Annotated in this window: 31 protein-coding genes; 23 read left to right on the forward strand and 8 right to left on the reverse strand. The window is 69.2% G+C overall.

Going from position 1 to position 26792, the window contains the following annotated elements:
- Both ACT89H_RS17270 and ACT89H_RS17275 read left to right on the forward strand, forming a co-directional pair.
- Positions 1–1047 carry an NAD-dependent epimerase/dehydratase family protein gene (locus ACT89H_RS17270; protein WP_445109777.1) on the forward strand — a complete coding sequence of 349 codons (1047 nt, stop codon included), beginning with the start codon at positions 1–3 and terminating at the stop codon, positions 1045–1047.
- Positions 1044–2051, forward strand: coding sequence for a lysophospholipid acyltransferase family protein (locus ACT89H_RS17275; RefSeq protein WP_445109640.1), 1008 nt, complete (start codon positions 1044–1046; stop codon positions 2049–2051). Before ACT89H_RS17270 ends, ACT89H_RS17275 begins: the two co-directional genes overlap by 4 nt.
- A gap of 49 nt (positions 2052–2100) precedes the next feature.
- Here the strand turns inward: ACT89H_RS17275 and ACT89H_RS17280 are convergent, their stop codons facing one another.
- The gene (locus ACT89H_RS17280) at positions 2101–3048 is read right to left on the reverse strand and encodes an HAD family hydrolase (RefSeq protein ID WP_445109778.1); all 948 of its coding nucleotides are present in this window, start codon (positions 3046–3048) and stop codon (positions 2101–2103) included.
- Positions 3049–3271: 223 nt separating this feature from the next.
- Here ACT89H_RS17280 and ACT89H_RS17285 point away from each other — a divergent pair, with 223 nt between their 5' ends.
- The 5 genes from ACT89H_RS17285 to ACT89H_RS17305 all read left to right on the forward strand — a co-directional run bounded on the left by ACT89H_RS17285 (position 3272) and on the right by ACT89H_RS17305 (position 8792).
- A complete protein-coding gene (locus ACT89H_RS17285; RefSeq protein WP_445109641.1) occupies positions 3272–3532 on the forward strand; it encodes a glutaredoxin family protein in 261 nt (86 codons plus the stop codon).
- Positions 3533–3772: 240 nt separating this feature from the next.
- Positions 3773–4603, forward strand: a complete 831-nt coding sequence (locus ACT89H_RS17290) for a redox-sensing transcriptional repressor Rex (RefSeq protein WP_445109642.1) — start codon at positions 3773–3775, stop codon at positions 4601–4603.
- Positions 4604–4673: 70 nt separating this feature from the next.
- Positions 4674–6116, forward strand: coding sequence for a glutamyl-tRNA reductase (locus tag ACT89H_RS17295; RefSeq protein ID WP_445109643.1), 1443 nt, complete (start codon positions 4674–4676; stop codon positions 6114–6116).
- Entirely contained in the window at positions 6113–7168 is a 1056-nt protein-coding gene (gene hemC / locus ACT89H_RS17300) for a hydroxymethylbilane synthase (protein ID WP_445109644.1), read from the forward strand. The genes ACT89H_RS17295 and hemC overlap by 4 nt, the downstream gene beginning before the upstream one ends.
- Before the next feature lie 61 nt (positions 7169–7229).
- Positions 7230–8792: a bifunctional uroporphyrinogen-III C-methyltransferase/uroporphyrinogen-III synthase gene (locus ACT89H_RS17305; RefSeq protein WP_445109645.1), complete on the forward strand. Its 1563-nt coding sequence runs from the start codon at positions 7230–7232 to the stop codon at positions 8790–8792.
- Positions 8793–9067: 275 nt separating this feature from the next.
- Here the strand turns inward: ACT89H_RS17305 and ACT89H_RS17310 are convergent, their stop codons facing one another.
- The 3 genes from ACT89H_RS17310 to ACT89H_RS17320 form a co-directional block, all read right to left on the reverse strand.
- Positions 9068–9340: a hypothetical protein gene (locus ACT89H_RS17310; protein ID WP_445109646.1), complete on the reverse strand. Its 273-nt coding sequence runs from the start codon at positions 9338–9340 to the stop codon at positions 9068–9070.
- A gap of 121 nt (positions 9341–9461) precedes the next feature.
- A complete protein-coding gene (locus ACT89H_RS17315; RefSeq protein WP_445109647.1) occupies positions 9462–10271 on the reverse strand; it encodes a tetratricopeptide repeat protein in 810 nt (269 codons plus the stop codon).
- A gap of 36 nt (positions 10272–10307) precedes the next feature.
- Positions 10308–11093: a hypothetical protein gene (locus ACT89H_RS17320; RefSeq protein WP_445109648.1), complete on the reverse strand. Its 786-nt coding sequence runs from the start codon at positions 11091–11093 to the stop codon at positions 10308–10310.
- A 206-nt stretch (positions 11094–11299) separates the two neighbouring features.
- Here ACT89H_RS17320 and hemB point away from each other — a divergent pair, with 206 nt between their 5' ends.
- The 5 genes from hemB to ACT89H_RS17345 all read left to right on the forward strand — a co-directional run bounded on the left by hemB (position 11300) and on the right by ACT89H_RS17345 (position 14377).
- A complete protein-coding gene (gene hemB / locus ACT89H_RS17325; RefSeq protein ID WP_445109649.1) occupies positions 11300–12277 on the forward strand; it encodes a porphobilinogen synthase in 978 nt (325 codons plus the stop codon).
- A 5-nt stretch (positions 12278–12282) separates the two neighbouring features.
- On the forward strand, positions 12283–12798 hold the full coding sequence (locus ACT89H_RS17330; protein WP_445109650.1) for a hypothetical protein: 516 nt from the start codon (positions 12283–12285) through the stop codon (positions 12796–12798).
- A 324-nt stretch (positions 12799–13122) separates the two neighbouring features.
- On the forward strand, positions 13123–13605 hold the full coding sequence (mce1N, locus tag ACT89H_RS17335) for a transport-regulating membrane protein Mce1N (protein ID WP_445109651.1): 483 nt from the start codon (positions 13123–13125) through the stop codon (positions 13603–13605).
- Complete coding sequence (locus ACT89H_RS17340; protein WP_445109652.1) at positions 13602–13871, forward strand: hypothetical protein; 270 nt, start codon at positions 13602–13604, stop codon at positions 13869–13871. Before mce1N ends, ACT89H_RS17340 begins: the two co-directional genes overlap by 4 nt.
- 284 nt (positions 13872–14155) lie before the next feature.
- The gene (locus tag ACT89H_RS17345; RefSeq protein WP_445109653.1) at positions 14156–14377 is read left to right on the forward strand and encodes a hypothetical protein; all 222 of its coding nucleotides are present in this window, start codon (positions 14156–14158) and stop codon (positions 14375–14377) included.
- 8 nt (positions 14378–14385) lie between these two features.
- Here the strand turns inward: ACT89H_RS17345 and ACT89H_RS17350 are convergent, their stop codons facing one another.
- Positions 14386–14772, reverse strand: a complete 387-nt coding sequence (locus ACT89H_RS17350) for a hypothetical protein (RefSeq protein WP_445109654.1) — start codon at positions 14770–14772, stop codon at positions 14386–14388.
- Positions 14773–14964: 192 nt separating this feature from the next.
- Between ACT89H_RS17350 and hemL the strand changes: the two genes are divergently transcribed.
- The 8 genes from hemL (at position 14965) to ACT89H_RS17390 (ending at position 22352) form a co-directional block, all read left to right on the forward strand.
- On the forward strand, positions 14965–16284 hold the full coding sequence (gene hemL, locus ACT89H_RS17355; RefSeq protein WP_445109655.1) for a glutamate-1-semialdehyde 2,1-aminomutase: 1320 nt from the start codon (positions 14965–14967) through the stop codon (positions 16282–16284).
- Between the two features lie 362 nt (positions 16285–16646).
- Entirely contained in the window at positions 16647–17294 is a 648-nt protein-coding gene (locus ACT89H_RS17360; RefSeq protein ID WP_445109779.1) for a histidine phosphatase family protein, read from the forward strand.
- Positions 17291–17929: a TlpA disulfide reductase family protein gene (locus ACT89H_RS17365; protein WP_445109656.1), complete on the forward strand. Its 639-nt coding sequence runs from the start codon at positions 17291–17293 to the stop codon at positions 17927–17929. The genes ACT89H_RS17360 and ACT89H_RS17365 overlap by 4 nt, the downstream gene beginning before the upstream one ends.
- Positions 17926–18180 (forward strand): hypothetical protein, encoded by a 255-nt coding sequence (locus ACT89H_RS17370; RefSeq protein ID WP_445109657.1) that lies wholly within the window; start codon positions 17926–17928, stop codon positions 18178–18180. The genes ACT89H_RS17365 and ACT89H_RS17370 overlap by 4 nt, the downstream gene beginning before the upstream one ends.
- A gap of 40 nt (positions 18181–18220) precedes the next feature.
- Positions 18221–19048 carry a cytochrome c biogenesis CcdA family protein gene (locus ACT89H_RS17375; RefSeq protein ID WP_445109658.1) on the forward strand — a complete coding sequence of 276 codons (828 nt, stop codon included), beginning with the start codon at positions 18221–18223 and terminating at the stop codon, positions 19046–19048.
- The gene (gene resB / locus ACT89H_RS17380; protein WP_445109659.1) at positions 19045–20691 is read left to right on the forward strand and encodes a cytochrome c biogenesis protein ResB; all 1647 of its coding nucleotides are present in this window, start codon (positions 19045–19047) and stop codon (positions 20689–20691) included. The genes ACT89H_RS17375 and resB overlap by 4 nt, the downstream gene beginning before the upstream one ends.
- Positions 20692–20693: 2 nt before the next feature.
- Positions 20694–21659, forward strand: coding sequence for a c-type cytochrome biogenesis protein CcsB (ccsB, locus tag ACT89H_RS17385; RefSeq protein WP_445109660.1), 966 nt, complete (start codon positions 20694–20696; stop codon positions 21657–21659).
- 39 nt (positions 21660–21698) lie between these two features.
- On the forward strand, positions 21699–22352 hold the full coding sequence (locus tag ACT89H_RS17390; RefSeq protein WP_445109661.1) for a Uma2 family endonuclease: 654 nt from the start codon (positions 21699–21701) through the stop codon (positions 22350–22352).
- 471 nt (positions 22353–22823) lie between these two features.
- Here the strand turns inward: ACT89H_RS17390 and lppU are convergent, their stop codons facing one another.
- Positions 22824–23474 (reverse strand): LppU family putative lipoprotein, encoded by a 651-nt coding sequence (lppU, locus tag ACT89H_RS17395; protein WP_445109662.1) that lies wholly within the window; start codon positions 23472–23474, stop codon positions 22824–22826.
- A gap of 311 nt (positions 23475–23785) precedes the next feature.
- On the opposite strand from lppU, the gene ACT89H_RS17400 reads away from it, so the two are divergent.
- Positions 23786–24394 (forward strand): DUF8020 domain-containing protein, encoded by a 609-nt coding sequence (locus ACT89H_RS17400; RefSeq protein WP_445109663.1) that lies wholly within the window; start codon positions 23786–23788, stop codon positions 24392–24394.
- A gap of 187 nt (positions 24395–24581) precedes the next feature.
- Here ACT89H_RS17400 and ACT89H_RS17405 read toward each other — a convergent pair whose 3' ends face one another.
- Positions 24582–24788 carry a hypothetical protein gene (locus ACT89H_RS17405; protein ID WP_445109664.1) on the reverse strand — a complete coding sequence of 69 codons (207 nt, stop codon included), beginning with the start codon at positions 24786–24788 and terminating at the stop codon, positions 24582–24584.
- Positions 24789–24905: 117 nt separating this feature from the next.
- On the reverse strand, positions 24906–25118 hold the full coding sequence (locus ACT89H_RS17410) for a BldC family transcriptional regulator (protein WP_039802103.1): 213 nt from the start codon (positions 25116–25118) through the stop codon (positions 24906–24908).
- A 186-nt stretch (positions 25119–25304) separates the two neighbouring features.
- Between ACT89H_RS17410 and ACT89H_RS17415 the strand changes: the two genes are divergently transcribed.
- Positions 25305–25667: a DUF4229 domain-containing protein gene (locus ACT89H_RS17415; RefSeq protein ID WP_445109665.1), complete on the forward strand. Its 363-nt coding sequence runs from the start codon at positions 25305–25307 to the stop codon at positions 25665–25667.
- The gene (gene cds1, locus ACT89H_RS17420; RefSeq protein WP_445109666.1) at positions 25664–26749 is read left to right on the forward strand and encodes an L-cysteine desulfhydrase Cds1; all 1086 of its coding nucleotides are present in this window, start codon (positions 25664–25666) and stop codon (positions 26747–26749) included. Before ACT89H_RS17415 ends, cds1 begins: the two co-directional genes overlap by 4 nt.
- Positions 26750–26792 lie beyond the last annotated feature (43 nt).

Consider the following 26792-nt stretch of genomic DNA (forward strand, 5'->3'; position numbering starts at 1 on the left):
GTGCCGAAGGTCGTGCTGGTCACCGGGGCCAGCCGCTTCTTCGGCGGTACGGTCGTCGCCCGCCTCGCTCAGCAACCCACGATCGAGCGGATTCTCGCCGTCGACACCATGACGCCGAGCCGAGAGTTGCAGCGGCGCATGGGCCGCGCCGAATTCGTGCGGGCGGACATCCGAAACCCGTTGATCCGCAAGGTGATCGATGGTGGCGAGGTGGATACCGTGGTGCACACCGCGCTGCTGACGCGCCCGCCCGCGGGCAGCGGTCGCGCGGTGATGAAGGATCACAACGTCCTCGGCGCGATGCAGCTGTTCGCGGTGTGCCAGAAGGTGGCTTCGGTGCGCCGGGTGGTGTTGCGCTCCTCCTCGGCGGTGTACGGGTGCAGCGCCAAGGATCCCGCGAAATTCACCGAGGAAATGAGCGCGCGCACACCGCCGCGCGGCGGGTTCGCGCGGGACATGATCGATATCGAGGGTTATGTTCGCGGGCTGGCCCGGCGACGTCCCGATATCGCCACCACAATTCTGCGATTCGCCCCGATCGTGGGCCCTCGGCTGGCCGCCCGTGGCGTGCAATATCTGCGTTCGCCGGTGACACCTACCGTATTCGGCCGGGATGCCAGAATGCAGCTGCTGCACGAGGAGGACGCGGTGGCGGCGTTGACGCACGCGGCGGGCGGCGCGGCGGGCGGCACGTACAACATCGCGGGTGATGGCGCGCTGTCGCTGTCGCAGGCGATCCGGCGGGCGGGCCGGATCGAGTTGCCCGTTCCCTTCACGGTGTTCCGCACCGCTGGTCGCCTGATCATGGGCCCGGTGCTGCGGGAATTCTCCACCGAACAGCTCGACTATTTCCACTTCGGATGTGGCCTGGACACCACGCGCATGCGCACCGAATTCGGGTTAGTGCCGCGCTGGACGACGGTACAGGCGTTCGACGACTTCATCGGGGGCGCAGCGTTGCGGCCCGTGGTCGATCCAGCGTGGATCGACGCCGCAGAACACAAACTGCTCGGCCTGCTCGGGGCCGGTACGGGAGCACACCTATGAATGACGTAGCGAAAGTCATCCAACTCCACGACCTCCAGGTCGAGGCGCGCCAGCGGCCCGTGCCACGGCGGCCGGCCGCTCCGAGTCCGGTGACCTCGCTGGTGGAGCGGCGCGCGGCGGTCGCGCCCGCCGCGTCGCAGTCGCTGTCGGGCGTGCTGCGCGGCGCGCTCGGCAAACAGATCACCAAGACCGCGGAGTTCGCGCGCCGCAGGCTCACCGGCGACTACCAGGTCGACGAGTTCGGTTTCGACGAGCATCTGCTCGAGTCGGTCATCCTGCCCGCCCTGCGTCCGCTGTCGGACCTGTGGTTCCGGGTGGAGGTCAGCGGTATGGACAACCTCCCGGAGGCGGGCGGCGCGCTGATCGTGGCGAACCACGCGGGCACCGTGCCGCTGGACGGCCTGATGTTGCAGCTGGCCGTGCACGATCGGCACCCCAAGCAGCGCGCGTTGCGCTTGCTCGCGGCCGATCTGCTCTTCGAGACACCCGTGCTCGGGGTGCTGGCTCGCCGGGCCGGCCACACGCTGGCCTGCCGGGAGGACGCCGAACGGCTGCTGCGCTCCGGTGAGTTGACCGGCGTGTTCCCGGAAGGGTTCAAGGGTGTCGGCAAGCAGTACACCGATCGCTACAAGTTGCAGCGCTTCGGGCGCGGCGGCTTCGTCGCCGCGGCGGTGCGCACCGGTGTGCCGATCATCCCGTGCTCCATCGTCGGCTCCGAGGAGATCTATCCGAAGCTGGCCGATCTCAAGCCGCTGGCCCGGCTGCTCGGTCTGCCGTACTTCCCGGTGACGCCGCTGTTCCCGCATCTGGGCCTGCTCGGCGCGGTGCCGCTGCCGTCGAAGTGGTACATCGAATTCGGCACCCCCATTCCGACCGCGCCGTACGAGCCGGAGGCCGCCGACGACCCGATGACCATGTTCGAGGTCACCGATCAGGTGCGCGAAACCATCCAGCAGACGCTCTACAAGCTGCTCACCAAGCGCCGCAACGTCTTCGCTGGTTAGAGTTCGCCTGCGCGCGGCGTGTTCGTCCCCGCTCGGCTGCGGTCGCCTTTCACTGACCGTCGCGGCGGCGAGTGACCGCCGCGGCGACCGCACCGCCTGCCGCCCCGAGGGCCAGCGCGGTGGGCACGCCGATTTTGGCCGCCTTACGCCCGGTGCGGAAGTCGCGGATCTCCCAGCCTCGGTTCTTGGCGACTTCGCGCAGATCCGAGTCCGGGTTGATCGCCACGGCGGTGCCGACCAGGGAGAGCATCGGCACGTCGTTGTGGCTGTCGGAGTACGCGGTACACCGCTTGAGGTTCAGGCCCTCGCGGATCGCCAGGGTGCGCACCGCGTGCGCCTTGCCGAGCCCGTGCAGGATGTCACCGACCAGGCGTCCGGTGAACGTCCCGTCGACGCTCTCGGCCACGGTGCCCAGCGCTCCGGTGAGCCCGAGCCGCTTCGCGATCACCTGCGCCAGCTCCACCGGGGTGGCGGTCACCAGCCACACCTGCTGGCCCGCGTCCAAGTGCATCTGCGCGAGCGCGCGGGTGCCGGGCCAGATCTTGTCGGCGATGATCTCGTCGTAGATCTCCTCGCCCAGCGCGGCCAGTTCGGCGGTCGAACGCCCGGCGATGAACGCCAGCGCCTTCTCCTTGCCGCTGGCCATGTCGGTGCTGCTCTCCTTGCCAGTGACCCGGAATTTGACCTGCTTCCAGGCGACGTCCACCAGATCGGAGGTCTTGAAGTACTTGCGAGCCGCCAGACCGCGGGCGAAATGCACGATCGAGGCGCCCTGCACCATGGTGTTGTCGACGTCGAAGAACGCGGCGGCGGTCAGGTCGCGCGGCGCTTCGGGGCCCGCGACCTCCACTTCGCCCGCGGCGACTTCGGCGTCGTGCAGAGTCAGCGCCGCGTCGGCGCTCGCCTCACCGGCCAGATTGGCCCGCAATTCCTCTTCACTCGGGCCGAAGGGGCTGCGCGAGATGCGGGCGAGCTGGTCTTGCAGACCCTGGCCCATTTGGCTCAGGTTCCACCGCGCCGGAAACTCACCGAATCGTCCCGCGATGAATCCGGCCCTCGCCACCTTCGATCGTTCCGGCACCAGTACCTCCGCCCGTCGCGCGAACCATGTCAACAGTAGCCGGAACGGCCGACAGTCACGGCGGAAGGCGGGGTCCGACACAATCGCGTGGCGTGCACCGAACCCCCGCGGGGTTGCGGCCGCGGATTAAATTCCGGTCATGACCAATCACACACATTCGGTGACATTGCTGACTCGCGCGGGCTGTGGACTGTGTGCGACGGCACTCGAACAGCTACGCGTGATCTGCGCCGAATTCGGTATCGAACCGGGGACCGTCGACGTCGACGAAGCCGCCGCTACCGACCCTGGCCTGCGCGCTGAGTACGGCGACCGGCTTCCCGTCGTGCTGTTCGACGGCCGCGAACACAGCTATTTCGATGTCGACGAGGCCCGATTGCGGGCCGACCTGACGCGCTGAGCGCGCCGTTTTCCGTCCGATTCGGCCGCTGTGCTGGTCGCAGCGGAAAATGAGGCCAATTTCACCGACTTTGTGCAGGGCTTCACAAGCAGTTACGGTGGTGGCAACGCGACCCGCATGCCGAGGCTGCGGAGCCGCCCCGAAATCCGAAACTTCGACACCATGGCACCGGACCGCCCCCGGGTCAGATGGGTCGAGCGACGAACCGGAGCCCGAAGCCCGGGACGAGGAGCCGACGACGTGACAGAGCAGCATGAGGCGCCAGGTGGCGTCTCCGGCAGGGCTCTGCAGAAGGACATCCCGCAGGCCACCGTCGCGCGGCTGGCTACCTATCTTCGGGTCCTCGCCATGTTGGCCGACGACAGTGTTGCCATCGTATCGAGTGAGGAACTGGCTGTCGCGGCGGGTGTCAATTCGGCCAAATTGCGCAAGGATCTATCCTTCCTCGGCCCCAACGGAGTTCGCGGCGTCGGCTACGACGTGGGCAAGCTCCGCTCCCGGATCGAGAACGTGCTCGGCCTGTCGCAGGGCCACCGCGTCGTGCTGGTCGGCGCGGGAAACCTGGGCCGGGCACTCGTCGGCTACGGCGGGTTCCAGCGGCGCGGTTTCACCGTGGTCGGGATACTCGACAGCGACGCTGCGGTGATCGGCATGCCGGTCGCGGGCCTGGTGGTCCGCGACGTCGCCGAGCTGGCGGCGGCCGTCGCCGAACTGGAGCCGACCATCGCGGTGATCACCGTTCCCGACGACGCGGCCCAGGACGTGTGCGATCGGCTCGTCGCGTCCGGGTTGCAGTCGATTCTGAGCTTCGCGCCCTGTGAGCTGGTCGCACCGGCGACGGTCGAGGTCCGTCGCGTCGACCTGGCCGTCGAGATGCAGATGCTGTCGTTCGAGCGGGTGCGCAACGCGGAACAGCCCCAGCTGCCGGAAGTCGCGCACGCCGGGTCGGGTCGCATCGCGCACCGCCTGCCGACGCCGCACGGCGCGCCGGCGCATCCGGCACTCCAGCATTCGACAACCTCGCATACGGCAACGGAGCCAAGCAGCAAGGGATCGGTGGTCACACCATGAGTGAGCGCAGCGAGCGAATCATGCGGCACAGCACGGCGGAGGATTCCGTTCGTGCCGGGGCGGTGACGGCATGAGCGTTCTCCTCGTCGGCATCTCGCACCGCAGCGCGCCGGTTCCCGTGCTGGAGAAGGTGGCCGTCACCGATGCCGACCGGCCGAAGCTGATCGACCGCCTGCTCGCCTCCAGCCATGTTTCCGAGGCGATGATCGTCTCGACCTGCAACCGGATCGAGGTCTACGCGGTGGTCGACGCCTTCCACGGCGGCCTCGCCGAGATCGGCGACCTGCTGACCAAGCACTCCGGCCTGCCGATGCCGGATCTGACCAAGCACGCCTACGTCCGCTACTCCGAGGCCGCCGCCGAGCATCTGTTCGCGGTGGCCAGCGGCCTGGACTCGATGGTGGTCGGCGAGCAGCAGGTGCTCAGCCAGATCCGCGGCGCCTACGCCTCCGCCGACGCGCAGCGCGCGGTCGGACGGACGCTGCACGAGCTGGCGCAGCACGCGCTGCGGGTCGGCAAGCGGGTGCACGCCGAAACCGGAATCGACCGCGCGGGCGCTTCGGTGGTTTCGGTCGCGCTCGATCGCGCACAGCAGGTGCTCGGCCCGCTGGCAGGCCGGACCGCCGCGGTGGTCGGCGCGGGCGCGATGGGCGGGCTCGCGGTAGCGCATCTCTCCCGCGCCGGTATCGGCCGGATCATCGTGGTGAACCGCACCATCGCGCGGGCGCGCAGGCTCGCCGAGACCGCGCGGACGCACGGCGTCGAGGCCGAGGCGATGGAATTGTCGCGGCTCACCGAGGCGATGGCCGCGGCCGACGTGGTGGTCACCTGCACCGGCGCGGTGGGCGCGGTCGTGACGCTCGCCGATACCCACCGCGCGCTCACCGAGCGTGAGCGCGGCGAGCAATTCGCCACGGTGGAGCGGCCGTTGGTGTTCTGCGATCTCGGCTTGCCGCGTGATGTGGAGCACGCCGTCGCCGGACTGCCCGGTGTCACGCTCATCGACATCGAGACGTTGCAGCGCGATCCGGCCGCGGGCGCTGCCGCCGGCGATACCGCGGCCGCTCGGTCGATCGTCGCCGCCGAACTCGCGAAATATCTGGCCGGACAGCGGATGGCCGAGGTCACCCCGACGGTGGCCGCGCTGCGCCAGCGCGCCGCGGAGGTGGTCGAGGCCGAACTGCTGCGCCTGGATTCCCGGTTGCCCGGTCTCGCCGACCCGGAACGCGACGAGGTCGCGCGCACGGTGCGCCGGGTGGTCGACAAGCTGCTGCACGCGCCGACGGTGCGGGTCAAGCAGCTGGCGTCGACGCCGGGTGGCGACAGTTACGCCGAGGCGTTGCGCGAATTGTTCGAACTGAAGCCGGGTGCGGCGCAGGCGGTCGCCGCGCCGATGGAGATCACCGCACTCGCGCGCGATCGCGCCGAGATCACATTGGCCGACGGGGAGATCGCGCTGGCCGACGACTTCACCGCAGGCCATCGCGGCGAGGAACAGGGGCAGACGGCATGACCATGGTCCACCGAGAAGGCAGCGCGACCACGGGTGGCACTCGCGCCCCGTGGCGCATCGGTACCCGCGGGAGCCTGCTCGCGCTCACCCAGGCGGGCACGGTGCGCGACGCGCTGATCGCGGGCGGGCAGCCCGCCGAGCTGGTCGTGATCAAGACCGCCGGTGACCTGTCGGCGGACCCGGTGCAGAAGATCGGCGTCGGCGTGTTCACCTCCGCGCTACGCGACGAGCTCGCGGCGGGCGCGATCGACATCGCCGTGCACTCCTACAAGGACCTGCCGACCGCGCAGGATCCGCGCTTCACCATCGCCGCCATCCCGCCCCGGGAGGACCCGCGCGACGCGCTGGTCGCGCGCGACGGATTGGTCCTGGGCGAGCTGCCCGCGGGCGCCAAGGTCGGCACCTCCGCGCCGCGCCGCGCCGCCCAGTTGCGGGCGCTCGGGCTCGGCTTGGACATCGTCCCGCTGCGCGGCAATCTGGACACCCGGCTGCGCAAGGTTCGCGACGGTGAGCTGGACGCCGTGGTGGTGGCCAGAGCCGGGCTGGCGCGCATCGACCGGCTGGACGCGGTCACCGAGGCGCTGGAGCCGGTGCAGATGCTCTCCGCTCCCGCTCAGGGCGCGCTCGCGGTGGAATGCCGCAGCGACCACGCCGCGCTGGTGGAGATCCTGTCCGGCCTGGACGACCCGCCCACCCGCGCGTCGGTCATCGCCGAGCGGTCGCTGCTGGCCGAACTGGAGGCGGGCTGCACAGCGCCGATCGGTGCGCTCGCCGAGGTGGTCGAATCGCTCGACGACGAAGGGCGGATCGTGGACGAGCTGTCGCTGCGCGCGTGCGCGGCGGCCGTCGACGGATCCGACGTGCTGCGGGCCTCGGTGGTCGGCGCCCCGGAGGACGCCGCCGAGCTCGGCCGGGCACTTGCCCGCGAGTTGCTCGACATGGGTGCGCGCGAGTTGCTCGCCACCGAACCGGACGACGGTTCCCCCACCCGGGCGGTGAGTTCGCCCGCCACAGACTTGCCCAACCCCAGCCCAATGGAGAACAGCCGATGAGCGGAAGCATAGGCACCGAGCACTCGGGTATGCCGGAGCCGAGCGCAAGCGAGGTGCAGGCATGAGCCGAGCCACGAAGAAGCACCCCGGTCGCATCCTTTTCGTCGGATCGGGTCCGGGTGACCCGGCGCTGCTCACGGTACGAGCCCGTGAGGTGATCGGACGGGCGATGCTGGCGTTCACCGACCCGGACGTCGACAAGGGCGTACTCGCCCTGATCGGGACCTCGGTCGAGCCGGGGCCGGACGGGGAACGCCCCGTCGACGTGCGGCCCGCGCTCGGCGAGCCCGCGGAGGTGGCCAAGACGCTCATCGCCGAAGCGCGTGCCGGGCACGACGTGGTGCGTGTGGTCGCGGGCGACCCGCTGACCACCGACTCGGTGATCGCCGAGGTCAACGCCGTCACCCGCTCGCACATGGTCTTCGAGGTGCTGCCCGGCCTGCCCAACGGCTCCGCAGTGCCCAGCTACGCGGGTATCGCGCTCGGTTCCGGGCACACCGAGGCGGATGTGCGCGGCGAGGTCGACTGGGCCGCGCTCGCGGCCGCGCCCGGCCCGCTGGTACTGCACGCGACCTCCGGTCATCTCGCGGAGACCGCGAGCGCCTTGGTCGAGCACGGTATGGCGCCGCAGACCCCGGTGGCGGTGACGGTACGGGGCACCACCCGTCAGCAGCGCACCATCGAGGCCACGCTGGCCACGCTGAACAGCGCGGCCTCCGAATTGGTCGGACCGCTGGTGGTGACCATCGGCAAGGTGGTCGCGCACCGTTCGAAGATGTCCTGGTGGGAGTCGCGCGCGCTGTACGGCTGGACCGTGCTGGTGCCGCGCACCAAGGACCAGGCCGCGGAGATGAGTGAACGGCTCGTCACGCACGGCGCCATCCCGATGGAGGTGCCGACCATCGCGGTGGAGCCGCCGCGCAGCCCCGCCCAGATGGAGCGGGCGGTCAAGGGTTTGGTCGACGGGCGCTACCAATGGGTGGTGTTCACCTCCACCAACGCGGTGCGCGCGGTGTGGGAGAAGTTCGCCGAGTTCGGCCTGGACGCGCGGGCGTTCTCCGGGGTGAAGATCGCCTGCGTGGGCGAGGCCACCGCGGACAAGGTGCGGTCGTTCGGCATCAACCCCGAACTGGTGCCCAGCGGCGAGCAGTCCTCCGAGGGCCTGCTGGCCGACTTCCCGCCCTACGACGACGTGTTCGATCCGGTGAACCGGGTGCTGCTGCCGCGCGCCGACATCGCCACCGAGACGCTGGCCGAGGGCCTGCGCGACCGCGGCTGGGAGATCGACGACGTCACGGCCTACCGCACGGTGCGCGCGTCGCCGCCGCCCGCGGAGACCCGCGAGATGATCAAGACCGGCGGTTTCGACGCGGTCCTGTTCACCTCGTCCTCCACGGTCCGCAACCTGGTCGGCATCGCGGGCAAGCCGCACGCCCGCACCATCGTGGCCTGCATCGGCCCCAAGACCGCCGAGACGGCCATCGAATTCGGCCTGCGCGTGGACGTGCAGCCCGACGTGGCCCAGGTCGGTCCCTTGGTGGAAGCGCTTGCCGAGCACGCGGCCCGGCTGCGCGCCGAAGGACTCCTGCCGCCCCCGCGTAAGAAGAGCCGCCGCAGTAGGTAATCCGTGTTTGTTTCCAGCGCCTGCGGCGCTGGGTGTTCGCGGCCCTCTGGTGGCTCGCGTCCGAGCGACCGCCGCTGGCGACTGCGTCGCGGACGCGGCGGCCGCTCGGACGCGAGCCGGGCCGCGAACGGAACAGGCTTGGTCCCGCTTCGCTCGAAAGACGCGGTTGGGGTGCGCTGGGCGCTTAAGTGTCCGAGCACGAGACTCGGCGCGCGCGGGGCAGGGCGCGGTCGACTGTCGGGCCGGGTCGAGTGGCGCGGGACGGCACCCGTCGCTCAGTACCGCCTGCGCATGAAGGTGCGGACCATGGAGCAGGTGGCATCGGAGGGTGGGCGAATGCCGATCACCTCGGCGGTGTGCCTGATCCGCGTGTTCGTGGCGTAACTCGGTGCGTAGACGCCAGAGTCGAGCAGCGCGATCGCCAGGCGCATCGCCTTGAGTCGCCGGTTGTGCATGACGTACCACGATCGCGGACGTCCCGGTGGCAGCGGACGCCTCTGCATGGGGGCGTAGGGGCGATCGATGAGAACGGTTTGCGGTGTGCGCATTGGCATCCCTCCCGTGGCGATCGGGAGCGGCGAGCCCCCTCGAACGTATTTTCGATTATACCCGGGGGTGCCGACAAACTTGGCTGGCCAGAAGGGTTTTCGGGTGCCGACCGGGGGCGGCTCACAGATCGTGCAACAGGCGCAGCGACTGCGGATGCCCCAGTGCGGCCGCGCGTTCGAGCCACTGTCTTGCTTCCCGCTGCGGCGGCGTACGTCCGGTCGCGATGGCGGCGGCGGTCCGCAGCACCTCGGGGTCAGCGAAATCGCCTGCGAGGTAAGGCGTATTGGCGGCACGCAGCAGGAGTGCGAGGTGGAACATCGAGTCCGGGTCGCCCGCTTCGGCGCCCTTGCGCAACCAGCGTTCGCCCTCGATCGGCTCACCGCGGTCCAGGTGCAGGGCGCCCAGTACCGCCAACGCATCGGTTCTTCCCCGCCGCGCGGCCTCGGTGAGCAGGTCGATCGCGCGGTCGAATTCGCCGCGGCGCGCCAGCCGCAGGCCGAGACTGCGCATGGCCGTGGGGTTTCCGGCGCGGACGGCGCGTTCATACCATTGCTCGGCTTCTTCGTCGCGGCCACGTCGGTTGGCGATGACGCCCATGTTGCACAGCGCTTCGGGCAACCCACGCTCGGCGGCGGGCCGCAGCCAGCGCTCCGCCTCATCGATATTCCCGCGCTCGGTGTGCAGCAGGCCCAACTGCACGCCCGCGGCCTCGTCGCCGCGCGCGGCAGCGGTCTCCAGCCAGCGAATCCCCTCGCCGATCCGTCCGTCGGCCCGGAGCAGCGCGCCGAGCATGCCCATCGCGGGCGTGCTGCCACCCGCGGCGGCCCGGCGTAGCCAGTGTTCGGCGCCCGCCGCGTCGCCCGCGTCCCACAGCGCTTCGGCGCGCCGTTGCATGGCGAGCAGTTCGACCTCGCTCGGCGGCTCGGTCATCTCACCAGCCCGTCTCGCGGTACCCCACGCCGTCCATCATCGCGCCTGCTCCATCGGGACGGGGTATCCGTGCGCGTGCGCGTACGCGGTCAGCTGCAGGTCGTAGTTGCGGAGGCTGTCCAGCAGCCAGGTGTGTCCAGTGTCCTTGACGACCACGATCGGCCCGCGGCTGCCCGGCGGGAGCGTGGGCACGGAGCCGTCGAGGTACCAGGATGTGGTCGACCACGGGAAGATGAAGGCCCAGCCGATGTCGGCGACCCGATACGGCGGCCCGAGCTGTAAGGGATCGGCCGGGGTGGCATGCCGCGCGCTGTGCTGGGCGAGCAGGTGACGTGCGCTGTTGCGGGCCACGCGCACGTCCAGCGGCCCGGAGGTGGTGTCCGGGAAGCGCACGCTGGTCTCCGCTCCGGCGCACAGTCGTCGGCCTGCCGCCTCCGTCACCTGACACGGCCTGCTCTGCAGGCGGAGCAAGACGCCGCCGGCGGCGTCGGAAAAACGCAGCTGAACGGTGGCGTCCTCGGTGCCGCCGACCAGGTGCGTCCCTCGGCTACGTATCCACTCGGGCTCGTCGGGACGGATGCCGAGCATCGTGAAGGCGACGTGCGCGCCGGGCATCACCTCGGGCGCGGCCGATTGGCGCGCGACGAACTCCACGCCGAGGTTCTGCCCGGTGGCGTCGGTGGCACGCCAGACTCGCAGCACGAACGCGGGCGCGGGCAAACCGTCGGTCAGCACCGGCCACCAGTCGGCGAGCAACACCGCCGCCCACGATTCGAAGTCGGCGGCTCTGGCCAGCGAGATGTCGATGTGCGGATCGGTCATGCTTGTCCCCCGGCGGGTCTCGCGTAGTCGGAGTATGCGCCTTCGGGCGACGAGGGTGGTGTGATTTGGCACACTGTTACCACTCGGATGGCATTGGTAATCGTCGAGTAACGCGCGGTCGCTGTCTCAGAGGGTCGGGTCCGGTGTCGCGGAGCAGGCCACGGGCGCTCGCGACAGCGGATCAGGCCGGGCGTATCGTGCGATTCATGACCGGAATGGACCGCCCACGGCGGTTGCGCCGTACCCCCGCTCTGCGCCGTCTTGTGGCCGAAACCACACTCGAGCCACGGCAATTGGTGCTGCCGATGTTCGTGGCCGACGGCTTGACGGAGCCGCGTCCGATCAGCTCCATGCCCGGGGTGGTGCAGCACTCGCTCGACTCGCTCCGCAAGACGGCTGTAGAGGCGGTCACGGCGGGGGTCGGTGGCATCATGCTGTTCGGTGTGCCGCGTCCGGAGGACAAGGACGCGACCGGCAGCGCGGCCTGCGATCCACGCGGCATCCTCAACCGCGGCCTGCGCGCCCTCGCCGACGAGGTGGGCGGCTCGACCGTCGTGATGGCCGACACCTGCCTGGACGAGTTCACCGATCACGGCCACTGCGGTGTGCTGGCGGCCGACGGCTCGGTCGACAACGACGCGACCCTGGACCGCTACGTCGAGATGGCGCTCGCCCAGGCCGAGGCCGGCGCCGACTTGCTCGGCACCAGCGGCATGATGGACGGCCAGGTCGGCGCGATCCGGCACGGGCTGGACGCGGCCGGGCGCATCGACACCGGCATCCTGGCCTACTCCGCCAAATACGCCTCGGCGTTCTACGGACCGTTCCGGGAAGCCGTCGCTTCGTCGCTGGACGGCGACCGCCGCACCTACCAGCAGGATCCGGCCAATCGGCGCGAGGCGATCCGGGAACTGGATCTGGATCTGGCCGAGGGCGCGGACATCGTCATGGTGAAGCCGGCTATGTCATATCTGGACATCCTGCGGGAAGTCGCCGACCACTCGACGGTCCCGGTCGCCGCCTATCAGATCTCCGGTGAGTACGCGATGATCACCGCCGCCGCCGAGCGCGGCTGGATCGACCGTCGCAGCGCCGTCCTCGAGTCGTTGCTGAGCATCCGCCGCGCGGGCGCGGACTTCTTGCTCACCTATTGGGCGACCGAGGCCGCGAACTGGCTGTCGTGACGAATATGGCGGGACCGTTCGCCGCCGGACCGGCCCGGCCCCCGATGCCGGAGGACGTCGGTACCGCGCGGCAGCTGTGGTGGGGTGTCGTCGGATTCGGCGTGGCGCAATTGATCGCGTCGATGATCGCCGCACTGGATCAGCGGCGCACGTTCGCCGAAGAGGTCTTCGAGCAGGCCAGAATCCAGGATCCGCAGGTCACGCAGGCCAGCGCCGAGCTGATGGTGTCGCTGGTCTATGTGGTGGTGGTCCTGATCGGGCTCGGTCTGTCCGCGCTCGCTCTGGTGATCGTGCACCAGTTCGGGCGCGGAAGGCTGTGGGCGCGGACCGTGCTGACGGTGCTCGGTGCCTGGTCGGTGGTGATCGGCGTCGGAGCCCTGCTGGCCATCGACGCGGTGACCGGGACGGCCTCGCTGGTCGCGGGTGGCGCTTCCATCGTGCAGGCCGTGCTCGCGACAGGCGCCATCTATCTGTCCCACCGGCCCGAGGCCACGGCCTACTTCCAGGCAGGCGGGCGCTGAGGCCCCCGGTGGAACACGTTTCCAATTTGTCCGAGACATTCCGGCATGTATGGTGAGGGTTGTCACAGTGGACGTGGGAACCGGTAGTCGTCTGTCGTGGGTTGTCGCGTATTTCGTGCGGGAACTCGGCATATGGCTCCGGAGGATCGGAGGCATCGATGCGAGTGGTGATCCAGCAGCCGCACAGCATTCGGCGGGATCTGGCCATCTTGAGCCTGCTGCTCCTGTTCGCCGTGCTGACCGTCGCCGTGCTGTTGCTGCCGGGCCTGAGTCGCTGATTCCGTTCTTCGCCGTGTCGGCGCGCGCTGCCCTGGGGGGTCGGGCGTGACCGCCGAGGCCGTCCTGTTCACCGAGCCGGGCGCCCGCTGGCGTGCCGTGGCCTACGGGCCGATCCTGTGCGGGGCCGTTCTGGTCCTCGAACTCGTCACCGGTGGCGAGGCGCATTGGTTCGCCCTGCTGTTGTGTGCCGCGCTGATCGCCGGTTTCGTCGCGCTGCAAGTGGTCGCGGCCACACGGCACGGTAGCGTCGAACTCACCGCGGAGACGCTGCGTTCGGGCACCGAGTCGCTGCCGCTGAGCTCGATCGCCGAGGTCCTCCCCGAGCGGGACGAGAAGTCCTGGGACGATGAAGAGTGGGAGACGGCCAGGGCGCTCGGTGAGTTGACCGGCGTGCCGCGTCGCCGCACCGGCATCGGGCTGCGGCTGGCCGAGGGCGGCCTGGTGCAGGCCTGGGCCCGAGATCACGAAGCGCTACGCACTGCGTTGACCGAGGCCGTCCAGCGCAGTTCGGATGGAGCGGACCGATGAGGCGCTGGATAGTCGCGGTACTGGTGGAACTGGATCTGATCGTGCTCGCGCTGATCGGGGCGGCGTTGAGCGCGCGCGCAGGCGTGCGCACCACCGATTTACCGCCATCCGGCGACGCCCCGGGCTTCACCGCTGTTCGTTATGTCGCGCCTTGGTGGCTGTTGGCCGCGCTGCTCGTCGCGGTGGGCGGTGTGTTCGCGATCGACGCCGTGGCCCGACTCGTGCGCGGGCTGCGTGGTGCGGACACGGTGCGCTGGTCGGCGTGAATCCGCTTGCGGCCGTGTGCTGCCGCGCGCCGCGGGAACGCCGCCCGCGTTGCCGATGCCGTTGGCGTGCCTGGTGACGACCGGCTTCGCCGCCTGCTGTCCGGGCATCACGTAGCCACGGGTTGCCTGCCGACCGCGCGGACCGCGAGCCCACGGGTTACTGTGCTACCGCGCTCGGTTCGGCGCCGGACGCCCGCCGACCCTGCGCTTTGGTTGGAATGGCCCTGGGGCCGTTAGTATTTCGGCCGTAGTTCGGAATGCGCGTCGATGAAGGAAAGTGTTCGATGAACCGGTTCGCCGTGAAGATTTGTGCCGCGTTTGCCGTGGCCGCCGCCCTCGGATTCGGGGCCGCGCCCGCAGGCGCGAGCCCGGGACTGCCGCTGGAGGACGCGAACCCGGTCGATGCGCCGATTCTCGTGCCGGATTCCGGATCCGCGGGCCCCTACAACGGGTTCATGTGCGTCCTGCACACGATGTCGGCGCAGGTTCCCTGCATGTACGCCTGACGGCGGTCTCAGTTCCAGTGCTGGTAGATGTCCAGCACGCGGCCGTCGCGGGTGCCGGGGGCGTTCAGGTAGACGGTGACGGTCCCGTCCGGGTGGCCCGCCGCCTCCAGCACCACTTGGCGCAGTGTGGCGTGCACCGCGCCGCGGTCGTCGCGGTAGATGGCGGAGTCGTTCTTCAGTCCCGCGCCGATGCGGTTGGGCGGAACGAACATGGTGACCACGGCGGGAATCGGCCCACCGGCCAGCGCCGTGGTCGCCGTGTGGTCCAGGGGGATGGCCAGCCGCACCTCGTCGAGTTGATCGAGCGGCTGCGCGGCGGCAGAACCGGCGCCGAGTGCCATTGCGGCCCCCATGACGACGGTGAGCACACCCACGCTGACGATGGCAATCCGCATGCGGACCCTCCCGGACGATGGACGAATGTGAGCTGAGACTACGCACCGGCAACCGCTCAGCGATCGAAATTCGAGCGAACCCCACCTCGGCGTGTTGCCGGGCGGCTGCGGCCTGCATCACTGCACTACACCCTGTCGTCAAGCCGATTTTCCGGTGCTGAGAGACTGGAACTCGTGAGTTCTTCTCCGCGCGTGACCAGTGCAGCTGTGCCGGTTTCCGCTCAGCTCTTCGACCGGGCGAGTTCGGTGATCCCGGGTGGCGTCAACTCTCCGGTGCGGGCGTTTCGATCCGTCGGCGGCACACCGCGATTCATCGCCTCGGCCGACGGCTGGCGGCTCCTCGACGCCGACGGCAACGAGTACGTGGACCTGGTCTGCTCCTGGGGGCCGATGATCCTCGGCCACGCCCATCCCGCGGTCGTCGAGGCGGTGCGCGGCGCGGCGAGCGGCGGCCTGTCCTTCGGCGCGCCGACCGAGGCCGAGATCGAACTCGCGGAGGAGATCGTGCGGCGGGTCGCGCCGGTGGAGCGAGTCCGGCTGGTGAACTCCGGCACCGAGGCCACCATGAGCGCGGTCCGGTTGGCCCGTGGCTACACCGGGCGCACCAAGATCATCAAGTTCGCCGGTTGCTACCACGGCCACGTCGACGCGCTGCTCGCCGACGCGGGCTCGGGCGTCGCCACGCTCGGGCTGCCCACCTCGCCGGGGGTAACGGGCGCGCAGGCCGCCGACACCATCGTGCTGCCCTACAACGACCTAGACGCCGTCGCCGCCGCGTTCGCCGCGAACCCCGGCGCGATCGCCTGCGTGATCACCGAGGCGGCGGCGGGCAACATGGGCGCGGTCGCGCCGCTGCCCGGATTCAACGCGGGCCTGCGCGCGCTCACCGCCGAGCACGGGGCGCTGCTCGTCATGGACGAGGTGATGACCGGATTCCGGGTCAGCGCGGCGGGTTGGTTCGGCCGGGAAGGCGTCGCGGGCGACCTCTACACCTTCGGCAAGGTGATGAGCGGCGGCTTGCCCGCGGCCGCGTTCGGCGGCCGCGCCGAGATCATGAACCACCTCGCGCCGCTCGGGCCGGTCTACCAGGCGGGGACGCTGTCCGGTAACCCGGTGGCGGTGGCCGCGGGCCTTGCCACGCTGCGCGCGGCCGACGACGCGGTGTACGCCGCGCTGGACCGCAACGCGCGACGGCTGGGCGAGCTGTTCAGCTCGGCGCTGACCGCAGCGGGTGTCGGGCATCAGGTCCAGTTCGCGGGCAATATGGTGAGCGTGTTCTTCGCCGAACGCCCGGTCACCGACTACGCCGCCGCCAAGGCGAGCGAGACCTGGCGCTACCCAGAGTTCTTCCACGCCCTGCTCGACGGTGGCGTATACGCGCCGCCGAGCGCGTTCGAAGCGTGGTTCGTCTCCGCGGCGCTCGACGAGGACGCGTTCGACCGTATCGCTGCCGCCCTGCCCGCCGCCGCGCACGCGGCGGCGGCCGCCACCCCTGAAGGATCCCGCGCGTGACCTCCGACCTCGATCAGCCCGATGCCGACCGGCGGGAGCCGGCCAAGCCGTCCGCCGAGCCGGAGGCGACCGCGACGCATGACGCGACCGCCGTGGCCGTCGATCCGGTCGACGAAGCGACCGTGATCCACGCCGGTGAGCAGTTCGCCGCCGCGGGCGCCGAGGGGCAGACAGCGACCGCCCAGCCCGAATCCGACGAATCGAGCCTGGTCGACGCGGGCGCTCAGTTCGCAGCGGCTGCCGCGTCGTCGGACGCGCAGGTCGCGGCGCGCGAAAAGGACGAGCCGGCTTCGGCCGAGACCGAGGGCACCGCGACCGCGGCGGCGGAGGGCGCCGAGACGCGGACCCGCGCCACCGATCGGGTGCACGACGGCGGCGCCGCGATCGAGACGATCGTGCACGTGCTGCGTCACGGCGAGGTGCACAATCCGAACGGCATCCTCTACGGTCGCCTGCCCGGCTTCAGCCTGTCGGTGACGGGGCGCGCGCAGGCCGCCGCGGTCGCGCGGACGCTGGCCGATCACGACATCGCCGTGGTCATCGCCTCGCCGTTGCAGCGGGCGCAGGAGACCGCCGGGCCGATCGCCGCGCAGCACGACGTGATCGTGCGCACCGACGAGAACCTCATCGAGGCGGGCAACACCTTCGAGGGCCTGCGCGTCTCGGTCGGCGACGGCGCGCTGCGCAAGCCGCGGCACTGGTGGAAGCTGCGCGACCCCTTCACTCCGTCCTGGGGGGAGCCTTACCTGCAGATCGCGCATCGCATGCTGGCGGCCGTGAACAAAGCGCGGGTCGAAGCGGCCGGACGGGAGGCGGTGCTCGTCTCCCATCAGCTGCCGGTGTGGACACTACGGCGGTTCCTGCAGGGGCAGCGTCTCTGGCACGACCCACGCAACCGGCAGTGCTCGCTCGCTTCGCTGACCTCGCTGGTCTATCACGGCGACACCCTGGTCGACATCGTCTACTCCGAGCCCGCGGGCGGCTCGAACCCCTCGGTACACGGCGCATGACACACCCCACCGCGTTCCCCATCCCGCCCTCGGCGCGCGCCGGGCGGGTGCTGCCGGTGCTACTTGCGTGCGTGGCGCTGATCGCCGCGCTCGCGGGTTGTTCGACCGGTTCGGACGCGGTGGCCTCGGGCGGCACCTTCGAATTCGTCTCGCCCGGCGGTAAGACCGACATCCGCTACGACCCGCCCGCCGCGCGCGGCACCATCGGCAAGCTCTCCGGTCCGGATCTGATGACCGCGGGCAAGACCGCCGCGGTCGAGGACTACGCGGGCAAGGTCGTGGTACTCAACCTGTGGGGCCAGTGGTGCGGTCCGTGCCGCGCCGAGGCGCCCGCACTGGAGAAGGTCTACGAAGCGACCAAAGGCAAGGGCGTCGCCTTCCTCGGCATCAACGTCCGCGATGCGCGACAGGACAAGGCCCAAGATTTCGTGGTCGACAACAAGGTCGGCTACCCGTCCATCTACGACCCGTCGATGCGCACGCTCTTGGCGCTCGGCGGGAATTTCCCTACCAGTGTCATCCCCACCACGCTCGTCCTCGACCGACAACACCGGGTCGCAGCGGTCTTCCTGCGGTCCTTGCTCGCCGAGGATCTACAGCCAGTGGTCGAAAGTATCGCGGAGGAATCACAGTGAATCGCGACCGTCGTACCCGCCACCTGCGCGCCTGTCGGCCACGGCAGGGCGCCCGACGTATCGGCGGCGGATGGGCCGTCGACGACCGGTGGGCGGGTATCGCCACCGTGCCGCGCAGCGTCGCGGCCGAGTCGTTGCTGGACTTCCCGGCGTTCGACGCGGCCGAGGAACCCACGGCCACCGAGCGGACGGTCGCGCCGCTGCGCGGCGCCGGACGAGCCCAGCAGGACACGCGGGAGGATTCGGTGTGACCCTCGCGCGCACCGCGCCGCGTACCGGGGAGGACCTGTGATGGTGCTCGCCGGAGTCGGTGATTCGTTCCAGCAGACGGCGGCCTCCGGGCCGCTGCTGCTGGCGCTCGGCGCGTGCCTGCTCGCGGGTTTGGTGTCGTTCGCCTCGCCGTGCGTGGTGCCCCTCGTGCCGGGATACCTGTCCTATCTGGCCGGACTGGTCGGCGCTGAGGCGCCGCCCGCCACCGTGGCGGAGGCCACCGGCAGTCGCGTCGCGACCGTCGCGCGGCCGCCTCGCTCGGGACGGATCCGGGTGGCGGGTGCGGCCGGATTGTTCGTCGCCGGTTTCACCGTGGTCTTCGTGCTCGCCACCGCGACCGTGTTCGGCGTCATCCAGACCCTCAACGTGAATCGGGAGCTGCTGCAACGCGTCGGCGGTGTGGTGACGATCCTGATGGGTCTGGTCTTCATCGGCCTGGTGCCCGCGTTGCAGCGCGACACCCGGATGGAGCCGCGCAGGCTCACCAGCATCATGGGCGCGCCGCTGCTGGGCGGGGTGTTCGCGCTGGGATGGACGCCGTGCCTCGGCCCGACGCTGTCGGGCGTCATGGCAGTGGCCGCTGGCACCGATGGGACGACGGCGGTACGTGGGGTCGCGCTGATCATCGCCTACTGTCTCGGCCTTGGTCTGCCGTTCGTGGTGCTGGCGTTCGGATCGGCGAGCGCGTTGCGGGGGGTCGGCTGGCTGCGCCGTAATTCCCGCACCATCCAGATCGTCGGGGGCATGTTGCTCGTCGCGGTCGGCGCCGCACTGGTCACCGGTGCGTGGGACCAGTTCGTCGCCTGGGTGCGCGACGCGTTCGTCTCCGAGGTGACCTTGCCGATATGACCGTGACCGACCACCCCGCGATCGAAAGCCCCGAACGTCCGCCGCGCCAATCCGCGATCGGGCGGGCCTGGGCGTTCCTGCGCAACACCTGGCGCGGGCTCACCAGCATGCGCACCGCCCTGGTGCTGCTGTTCCTGCTCGCCCTGGCCGCGATTCCCGGTGCACTGCTGCCGCAGCGGAACCTCAACGAGCAGAAGGTCGAGCAGTACATCGCCGACCGGCCCACGCTGGGCCCGTGGATGGACCGTCTCGAGCTGTTCGACGTGTTCTCCAGTTTCTGGTTCACGGCCGTCTACGTGCTGCTGTTCATCTCACTGGTCGGTTGCATCCTGCCGCGCACGCTCGATCACTACCGCGCTCTGCGCACACCGCCGGTGCGGGCGCCGCGCAATTTGACCAGGCTCCCGCACCACTATGCGGGCCGGGTCGATCGGTCGCCCCAGGATGTGATCGACCATGCCCGTGCCCAGCTGCGCGGCTGGCGCACGGAAGTCCGCCCCGGCCCCCGTGACGGTGAACTGGCGCTGTCCGCGGAGAAGGGCTACACCCGCGAACTCGGCAACCTCGTTTTTCATCTCGCGCTGGTCGGGCTGCTGATCGCCATCGCGGCGGGCAAGCTGTTCGGCTACGAGGGCAGCGTCATCGTCCTGGCCGACAACGGCCCCGGTTTCTGCACCACCTCGCCCGCGGTGTTCGACTCGTTCAAGGCGGGCAATGTCAACGACGGCACCGGCATGACCCCGGTGTGCGTGCGGGTGAAGGATTTCCAGGCCGATTACCTGACCAACGGGCAAGCGGAGATGTTCACCGCGGACCTCTCCTACCAGGCGGGCGACGACCTGCGGACGAACACCTGGCGCGACACCCGGGTGCAGGTCAACCATCCGCTCCGCGTCGCCGGTGACCGGCTCTACCTGCAAGGACACGGCTACGCGCCGACCTTCACGGTGACCTTCCCCAATGGGCAGACCCGTACCGAGTCGATCCAGTGGCGCCCCGACGACGCCTCGACGTTCCTGTCCAGCGGCGTGCTGCGGATCGACCCGCCCGGTGGGTTGTACGCCACCGAGGAGGAGCGCCGCAAGAACCAGATCGCGATCGAAGGGCTGTTCGCGCCCACCGCGATGTTCCACGGATCGTTGCTCAGTTCGGCCTTCCCCGCGATGAATGATCCCGCTGTCGCGGTCGACATCTATCGCGGCGACACCGGTTTGGACACCGGTAAGCCGCAGTCGCTGTTCGCTCTCGATCCCGAGCAGGTCAAGCAGGGCAGGCTGACGAAGGAGGCCAGGGTCAATCTCCGCCCCGGCGAGTCGACGACGCTGCCGAACGGCACCAAAGTCAGCTTCGATGGCGCGCGCGAGTTCGTGAACCTGCAGGTCTCGCACGACCCCGCCCAGCAGTGGGTGCTGGTGAGCGCACTGCTGATGATGGCGGGTCTGCTGGTCTCGCTGCTGATCAAGCGCAGGCGGATCTGGGTGCGGGCCTACCCGGTCGAGGACGCAGCCGGTACCGTGGATCAACGACGCACTGTAGTAGAGATGGGCGGGCTCGCCAGGACCGATCAGGCGGGTTGGGGCGGCGAGTTCGACCGGCTGCGCACGCGCCTGCTCGAAGAGCACGCCGAGACCACGGGAGAGTGACGATGCCGATCGACGAGACCCTCGCCAGGTACAGCGATTTCGCCTTCAAGACGGCGATCGTGGTGTACGCGCTGGTGCTGGTGCTGCTGATCTGGCAGTACGCGACGGCGCGCAGCCGCGAGGTGTCCGAGCGCGAGCTGGTGACGGTGGGCGGCGGATCGACACCGCAGGGACCGGGACGGGTCGCCGAGCCCGCCGGGCGGCCGCTGTCGGAGCGGCTGGGCAACATGGCGTTCTCGGTGCTCATGGTGGCCATCGCGCTGCACGTGGGCGCGATCGTGCTGCGCGGTTTCGCGACCCACCGCTTCCCGCTCGGCAACATGTACGAGTTCGTGACCATGGCGACGGCGGCCGCGGTCTTGGTCGGGATCGCCCTCCTGCGCGAGCAGCGCTACCGCGCCATGTGGGTGTTCCTGCTGGTGCCGGTGCTGATTCTGCTGTTCCTCGCCGGCACGGTGCTCTACGCCGACGCCGCGCCCGTGGTGCCCGCCTTGAAGTCGTTCTGGCTGCCGGTGCACGTCACCATCGTCAGCGTGGGCAGCGGCGTGTTCCTGTTCGCGGGCGTGGCGAGCATGCTCTTCCTCTACCGCCTGCGTCAGCCGGACGGCCAGGAGTCGGCCAACGTCCTCGGCGCCATCGCCCGCCGCCTGCCCGACGCCCGCACCCTCGACCGGCTCGCCTACAAGGCCACCATCATCGGCTTCCCGCTGTTCGGCGCGGGCGTCATCCTCGGCGCCATCTGGGCCGAAGCCGCCTGGGGCCGCTTCTGGGGCTGGGACCCGAAGGAAACCTGCTCCTTCATCGCCTGGGTCCTCTACGCCGCCTACCTCCACGCCCGTGCCACCTCCGGCTGGCGCGACACCAAGGCCGCCTGGATCAACATCGCCGCCTTCGTCGCGATGCTGTTCAATCTGTTCATCATCAACATGGTGATCAGCGGGTTGCATTCGTATGCTGGGTTGAACTAAGGCGTCCTGACCGCCCGCAGCGGCCGTTACCATGGCGGCATGTCGGTGCCGCATGCCGAACGGCCGGACCTCCCAGAGTTCATGACTTGGGAGGAGTTGGAGCGACTTCCCGAGGAGATCGCGGAGCAGGTCGAGTTGTGGGACGGTCGCGTGGTCTGGGTACGACGCGGGCCCGGCGAACACCAGGTCTTCACCCGTCGGCTGACCAACTCCCTCGAGCGCTGTGCGCGAAAGTCGATGTCGGACCGGCCGGAACACTGCTGGCGTGTCAACTTCGAAACCAACGTCTTCCTGGGACGCACCGGCAAGTCCAACTTCCTGACGCCGGACTTCCTTGTTCACCGCTGTCTCGAATCGCCCTATCAGGACGTACGGGGAGGCGATGTTCTTCTGGTCGGCGAAGTCTTGTCCCCGTCCAACACGCAGACGGACATCGAGGCCAAGAAAAGTCGGTACGCCAGCGCTGGCATTCCTTGGTACTGGGAAGTGACGTTGGCCCGTGAGGTCAGCGCGATCGCCACCGTTCGCGCATACGGTCTCGACATCGGCCATGCGAAACTCCCGGACGGAGTGCATCCGCTCCGTGCCGCCAACTACATCCTCGCGGCCGAATGGACTCCCCAGAACCGGGACGGTATCGAGTTCGCCCGCCCGTTCCCGATCGCAATCCCATGGACCGAACTCGAATACTGACGAAAGTGCCATCGAGAGTCGAAGTCTCAGTACTCCAATCGCAGAAGAGATCGCAAGCGTTCCCCGAGCTCTGTGCTCATGGCCCGAGGTTAGGGAGCTTCCGATTCCCGTCAGGCCGTGTCGGCATGACGCCACGAACCAGCACGGCCTTTGGTCATGGGTCTGTCACTTGACGCTACGGCTCGATGAGCGCATGGAGCATTTCGCGGAAAAGTAGGGTCTTTATTCGTGCGATTGCGCCAAATAATTGAATGCGGATGTTTCAGACTGTGCAGCCCGAATAGTGTGCGATGCCTTCGGTTCCCGATTCGCGTAACGCGGGAGCCCGCGCCGAGTGAATTATCCAGCGGCGGGACGAATAATTTCGAGTCTGGTCCTGCGGAGACACAAGACTTCGCATGTCTGTTAATCGGCTGCGAGGCGCGGCCCCCTTGTGGGACGGCAGTCCGTACAGCGGACGCGCAGGGCTGCCTACAGGCGGGCCACGCAGACGACGAAATGCCGCTGTCGGTAGACGATTCCGCTGTCGGCCGAGCCGCAGGCGTTGACGTCGACGGTGTGCTGCTTGATGTCGATCACGCGAACCGCGCCCGGAGTGCGGGCGGCGCAGTCGAGTCGCTTGGGGTTGCCGGGGGTCAGTTCCATACAGCCGCCGACGACCCAGTCGATGTCCAGGCACAGCGCGGCCTGCGTCGCCCCGTGCAGGGTTTCGTCGTAGGTGTGGTCGGCGTCGGTCGGACACGTGGCGTTGGCCCGTGCCTTCTCGATGACCTTGTAGACGGAGTTCGGGCTGCCACAAGCGGTTTTGTCGATCGCGCCGGCGCCGCCGAACTGCACGCAGTCGCCGATGTTCACCTGCATGCTGGTGGCGTTCTTGTTCGATGCGCCGCGCATCGCCGACGTGGTCGGCAGCGCTTCGGTGGTGGTCGGCAGCGGCTCCTCGGTAGTCGGCGGGGGAGCCGAGGTGGTTGCCGCGGCAGCGTTCTGAGCGGCGGCCTTCGTCGGCTCGTCGGCGGGGCCGGACAGCGACAGCGCGGCGACGACCACGATGGTGGCCGCCAGTCCGGTCCCGATCATGAAGGCGGCCAGGGTGATACCGGCGCGGACACGTTGGCGCGACACGTACGTCCTCCAGAGCTGTGAACCCTTCGAACCCACCTAGCGACCCGAAGTTGTGAATCTTGCGGATTGAAGACCACGCCATGCTTACACTACGCGGCACGTCCGCGTCGAGTTTTCCTTCCCGCGGGTAGCGATCCGCGCTGGGAATTCACTTGCGTGCCGGTGTCCAGGCCAGGACTGATCACGATCGGATAACGAACTTCACGATCATGTGTGCCGGTCGCCGAATCTGGAAACAAGTCACGGGCGCTGTACAGTCACACGCCATCCGGCTTCCGGAGCCGGGCGTCTCGGTGAGAAGGAATTCCACAATGAAGTTCGGCACTATTGCCGTCATAACGCTCGGTGCGGTTGCCGCAGTGGGCATCACTGCGGGGGCCGCGAACGCGAAACCCGTCGAACCGGAGCGTGCGATCACGACAACCGGTGTCGAGCAGGGGGTCGACTACCACACCACGGTCTCGCGCGAGACCGGAGCGATCACCACCACCGTCGAGCACGGCACCTTCGCGGTGGCCGACGACGGCACCAAGATCAAGCTGACCTCCGATACCGGAGCCGTGGTGGCCGAAGTGCCGCTGAGCTTCCGGGTTTCCGGCAGCAAACTGTCGGTCGCGCAGGAAATCAGCGACGGGGGACGGCGTCTCGCGCTCACCCCGGTGGCAGGCGCCAAGGAGATCGGTGAGATGCAGCCGATCAGCTCGATGAACCGGCTCATCGCCGAACTGAATCAGAACGTGGTCGGCGTGGTCGGCGGCGCGCTGCTCGGCGGACTGCTCGGGGCGCTGCTCGGCCTGGGCTTCTTCAGCATCATCACCGGCCCGATCGGCCTGGTGGTCGGTGCGATCGCGGGCGGAGCCATTCAAGGCGGGCAGCCGTTCACGGACGCGCTGATGGCGGTCGTCAACGGCGAACCCTGATAGATGCCGCGGATCGGGTGCGGCAGGCGCACCGCAGCGCGCCTGCCGCACCCGGACCGGGTGGTGATCGCCGTGGCGCTCGCCGGGGCGAGTTTCGGCCCCGCCGGACGGCGCCACGGCACGGTGACGAGAACGCGCGAACGCCGGATATCGCTGGACGCGTGCTATCGCGCGGGTGATGCGAAGATCAGCGCTCGGCGGAACCGGACTCGCCGTCACGGTGCTGACGAGATAGTCGCCAGAGAAACTCCGGGTCGTCGTCGGGGCCGATGGCGCGCTTGCGCTGTGGTGAACGCGTGTGCGGAGCATGGGGTCCAGTCCGCTCGGGGCCGAACGCCTTCCAGCACAACACCGCTATTGCCACCACCGCGATGAGTGCCAACAGGTACGTCACGTCGCTCACCTCCTGGTTACGAGGGTAGCCGCGGACGAGACTCCAGCACACCGCAGACGCGAAAATGGTCTGCGGGCGAGCGCGGACCCGAGCACGACAGGTCCGCGCGCCCTGCGATCAGCGTGCCGCGGTCGCCTCGGTGGTCAGCGACTTGAGCAGCTGGAGTACTTCCGATTCGCGGAACCGGCGGTGTCCGCCCGGTGTGCGCAGCGACCCGAGGCGCCCGGCGTGGGCCCAGCGCGTCACGGTCTTGGGGTCGACGTGGAACAGGGCAGCAACCTGGCCCGGAGTCAGCAGGGTGTCCTGGCCGCCGACGGTGATCGCAGTCATAGCAAACCTCTCCGTTCTCGACAGTTCCCTCATCAGATGGCGCCATCGTCGCACTGAAACCCCTAGGTACTCGAACCACCTACAGTTGGTAAAGGGGAGGTAATAGACAAAACGGATGCGCGCCCCACCCCCGGCTGTTTGGGCGTGCACCGGGGGCGGGCAACAGCTTCGCATAGGCTGAGGGATGTGCGTGACGCAACTCCACCAAAAGGTGCTTCCGGACAGCAAACGGCTGGCGCAGGCCGTCGTCTGGCCCGCAATCTGGCCCTCTACACCGTCGCCAGGTTGGGTCTCGTGGTACTGCTCACCGCGCTGATCGTGCTGGCCGCGCAGGTGGTGTCGGTGGACATCCCCTGGGTGGTCGCGGCCCTGTTCGCGTTGATCATCGCGATGCCGCTGTCGCTGGTGTTGTTCAAGCGGCTGCGGGCCAAGGTGAACGAGGATATCGCCATGGTCGACGAGCGCAGGCGCCGCGACAAGGCCGAGCTACGGGCGCGGTTGCGCGGCGACGAGCCGCCCGCGCCGCCGGAGTCGGGGCCGTCTTCGTGAGGTCCTGCGATCACACCGCGCCGCGCGACTGGGCCGACAACGCGGTGCGGCTGATCGACGCCGACACCCAGCGCAGCGCGGACACCCACCTGCTGCGCTACCCGCTGCCCGCCGAGTGGAACATCCAGCTCTATCTCAAGGACGAGTCCACCCACATCACCGGCAGCCTCAAGCACCGCCTGGCCCGCTCGCTGTTCTTGTACGCCATCTGCAACGGCTGGGTCGCCGAGGGCACAACCGTGGTGGAGGCGTCCTCCGGTTCGACGGCGGTCAGCGAGGCCTATTTCGCGAAGCTGGTCGGCCTGGACTTCGTCGCGGTGATGCCCGCGAGCACCTCTCCGCAGAAGATCGCGCTGATCGAGGCGCAGGGTGGTCGCTGCCATTTCGTGCGGCACCCGCCGGACATGTACACCGAGGCGGCGCGGCTGGCGGCCGAATGCGGCGGCCACTACATGGACCAGTTCACCCACGCCGAGCGCGCGACCGACTGGCGCGGCAACAACAACATCGCCGAGTCGATCTTCCAGCAGCTGGCGTTGGAGACCAATCCGGTGCCGGAATGGATCGTGGTCGGCGCGGGCACGGGCGGCACCAGCGCCACGATCGGCCGCTACATCCGGTACCGCAGGCATGCGACCAAGCTGGCCGTGGTGGACCCGGAGAACTCGGCCTTCTACGGCGGTTACGAGACCGGGGACGCCGGTTACCAGACCGGTATGCCCTCCCGGATCGAAGGCATCGGCCGCCCACGCGTAGAGCCCTCGTTCGTCGGGCAAGTGGTGGACCGCATGTTCCAGGTGCCCGACGCGGCGTCCATCGCGGCGGCGCGGTTCGCGAGCGCGCGGCTCGGCCGCCGGGTCGGCGGATCCACCGGCACCAACCTGTGGGGCGTTTTCGCCTTGATCGCCGAGATGCTGTCCGACGGGCGCGGCGGTAGCGTCGTCACCCTGCTGTGCGACGGCGGAGATCGCTACGCCGGAACGTATTTCGACGATGCCTGGGTGGCGTCCCAGGGGATGGAACTCGCGGAGCCCACCGCGGTCTTGGAGAAGTTCGTGGCGACCGGAATCTGGGACGCCTGATCGGTTCGTGCCCCGGCTCGGGGGTTCATTGTTCGCTTGGAGC

Source organism: Nocardia aegles (genome assembly GCF_052545135.1).

Coding starts and splice junctions, on each gene's coding strand:
- ACT89H_RS17275 (WP_445109640.1), top strand. CDS start 1,044: ATGAATGACGTAGCGAAAGTCATCCAACTCCACGACCTCCAGGTCGAG.
- ACT89H_RS17280 (WP_445109778.1), bottom strand. CDS start 3,048: ATGGGCCAGGGTCTGCAAGACCAGCTCGCCCGCATCTCGCGCAGCCCC.
- ACT89H_RS17285 (WP_445109641.1), top strand. CDS start 3,272: ATGACCAATCACACACATTCGGTGACATTGCTGACTCGCGCGGGCTGT.
- ACT89H_RS17295 (WP_445109643.1), top strand. CDS start 4,674: ATGAGCGTTCTCCTCGTCGGCATCTCGCACCGCAGCGCGCCGGTTCCC.
- hemC (WP_445109644.1), top strand. CDS start 6,113: ATGACCATGGTCCACCGAGAAGGCAGCGCGACCACGGGTGGCACTCGC.
- ACT89H_RS17305 (WP_445109645.1), top strand. CDS start 7,230: ATGAGCCGAGCCACGAAGAAGCACCCCGGTCGCATCCTTTTCGTCGGA.
- ACT89H_RS17310 (WP_445109646.1), bottom strand. CDS start 9,340: ATGCGCACACCGCAAACCGTTCTCATCGATCGCCCCTACGCCCCCATG.
- ACT89H_RS17315 (WP_445109647.1), bottom strand. CDS start 10,271: ATGACCGAGCCGCCGAGCGAGGTCGAACTGCTCGCCATGCAACGGCGC.
- ACT89H_RS17320 (WP_445109648.1), bottom strand. CDS start 11,093: ATGACCGATCCGCACATCGACATCTCGCTGGCCAGAGCCGCCGACTTC.
- hemB (WP_445109649.1), top strand. CDS start 11,300: ATGACCGGAATGGACCGCCCACGGCGGTTGCGCCGTACCCCCGCTCTG.
- ACT89H_RS17330 (WP_445109650.1), top strand. CDS start 12,283: ATGGCGGGACCGTTCGCCGCCGGACCGGCCCGGCCCCCGATGCCGGAG.
- ACT89H_RS17340 (WP_445109652.1), top strand. CDS start 13,602: ATGAGGCGCTGGATAGTCGCGGTACTGGTGGAACTGGATCTGATCGTG.
- ACT89H_RS17345 (WP_445109653.1), top strand. CDS start 14,156: ATGAACCGGTTCGCCGTGAAGATTTGTGCCGCGTTTGCCGTGGCCGCC.
- ACT89H_RS17350 (WP_445109654.1), bottom strand. CDS start 14,772: ATGCGGATTGCCATCGTCAGCGTGGGTGTGCTCACCGTCGTCATGGGG.
- ACT89H_RS17365 (WP_445109656.1), top strand. CDS start 17,291: ATGACACACCCCACCGCGTTCCCCATCCCGCCCTCGGCGCGCGCCGGG.
- ACT89H_RS17375 (WP_445109658.1), top strand. CDS start 18,221: ATGGTGCTCGCCGGAGTCGGTGATTCGTTCCAGCAGACGGCGGCCTCC.
- resB (WP_445109659.1), top strand. CDS start 19,045: ATGACCGTGACCGACCACCCCGCGATCGAAAGCCCCGAACGTCCGCCG.
- ccsB (WP_445109660.1), top strand. CDS start 20,694: ATGCCGATCGACGAGACCCTCGCCAGGTACAGCGATTTCGCCTTCAAG.
- ACT89H_RS17390 (WP_445109661.1), top strand. CDS start 21,699: ATGTCGGTGCCGCATGCCGAACGGCCGGACCTCCCAGAGTTCATGACT.
- ACT89H_RS17400 (WP_445109663.1), top strand. CDS start 23,786: ATGAAGTTCGGCACTATTGCCGTCATAACGCTCGGTGCGGTTGCCGCA.
- ACT89H_RS17410 (WP_039802103.1), bottom strand. CDS start 25,118: ATGACTGCGATCACCGTCGGCGGCCAGGACACCCTGCTGACTCCGGGC.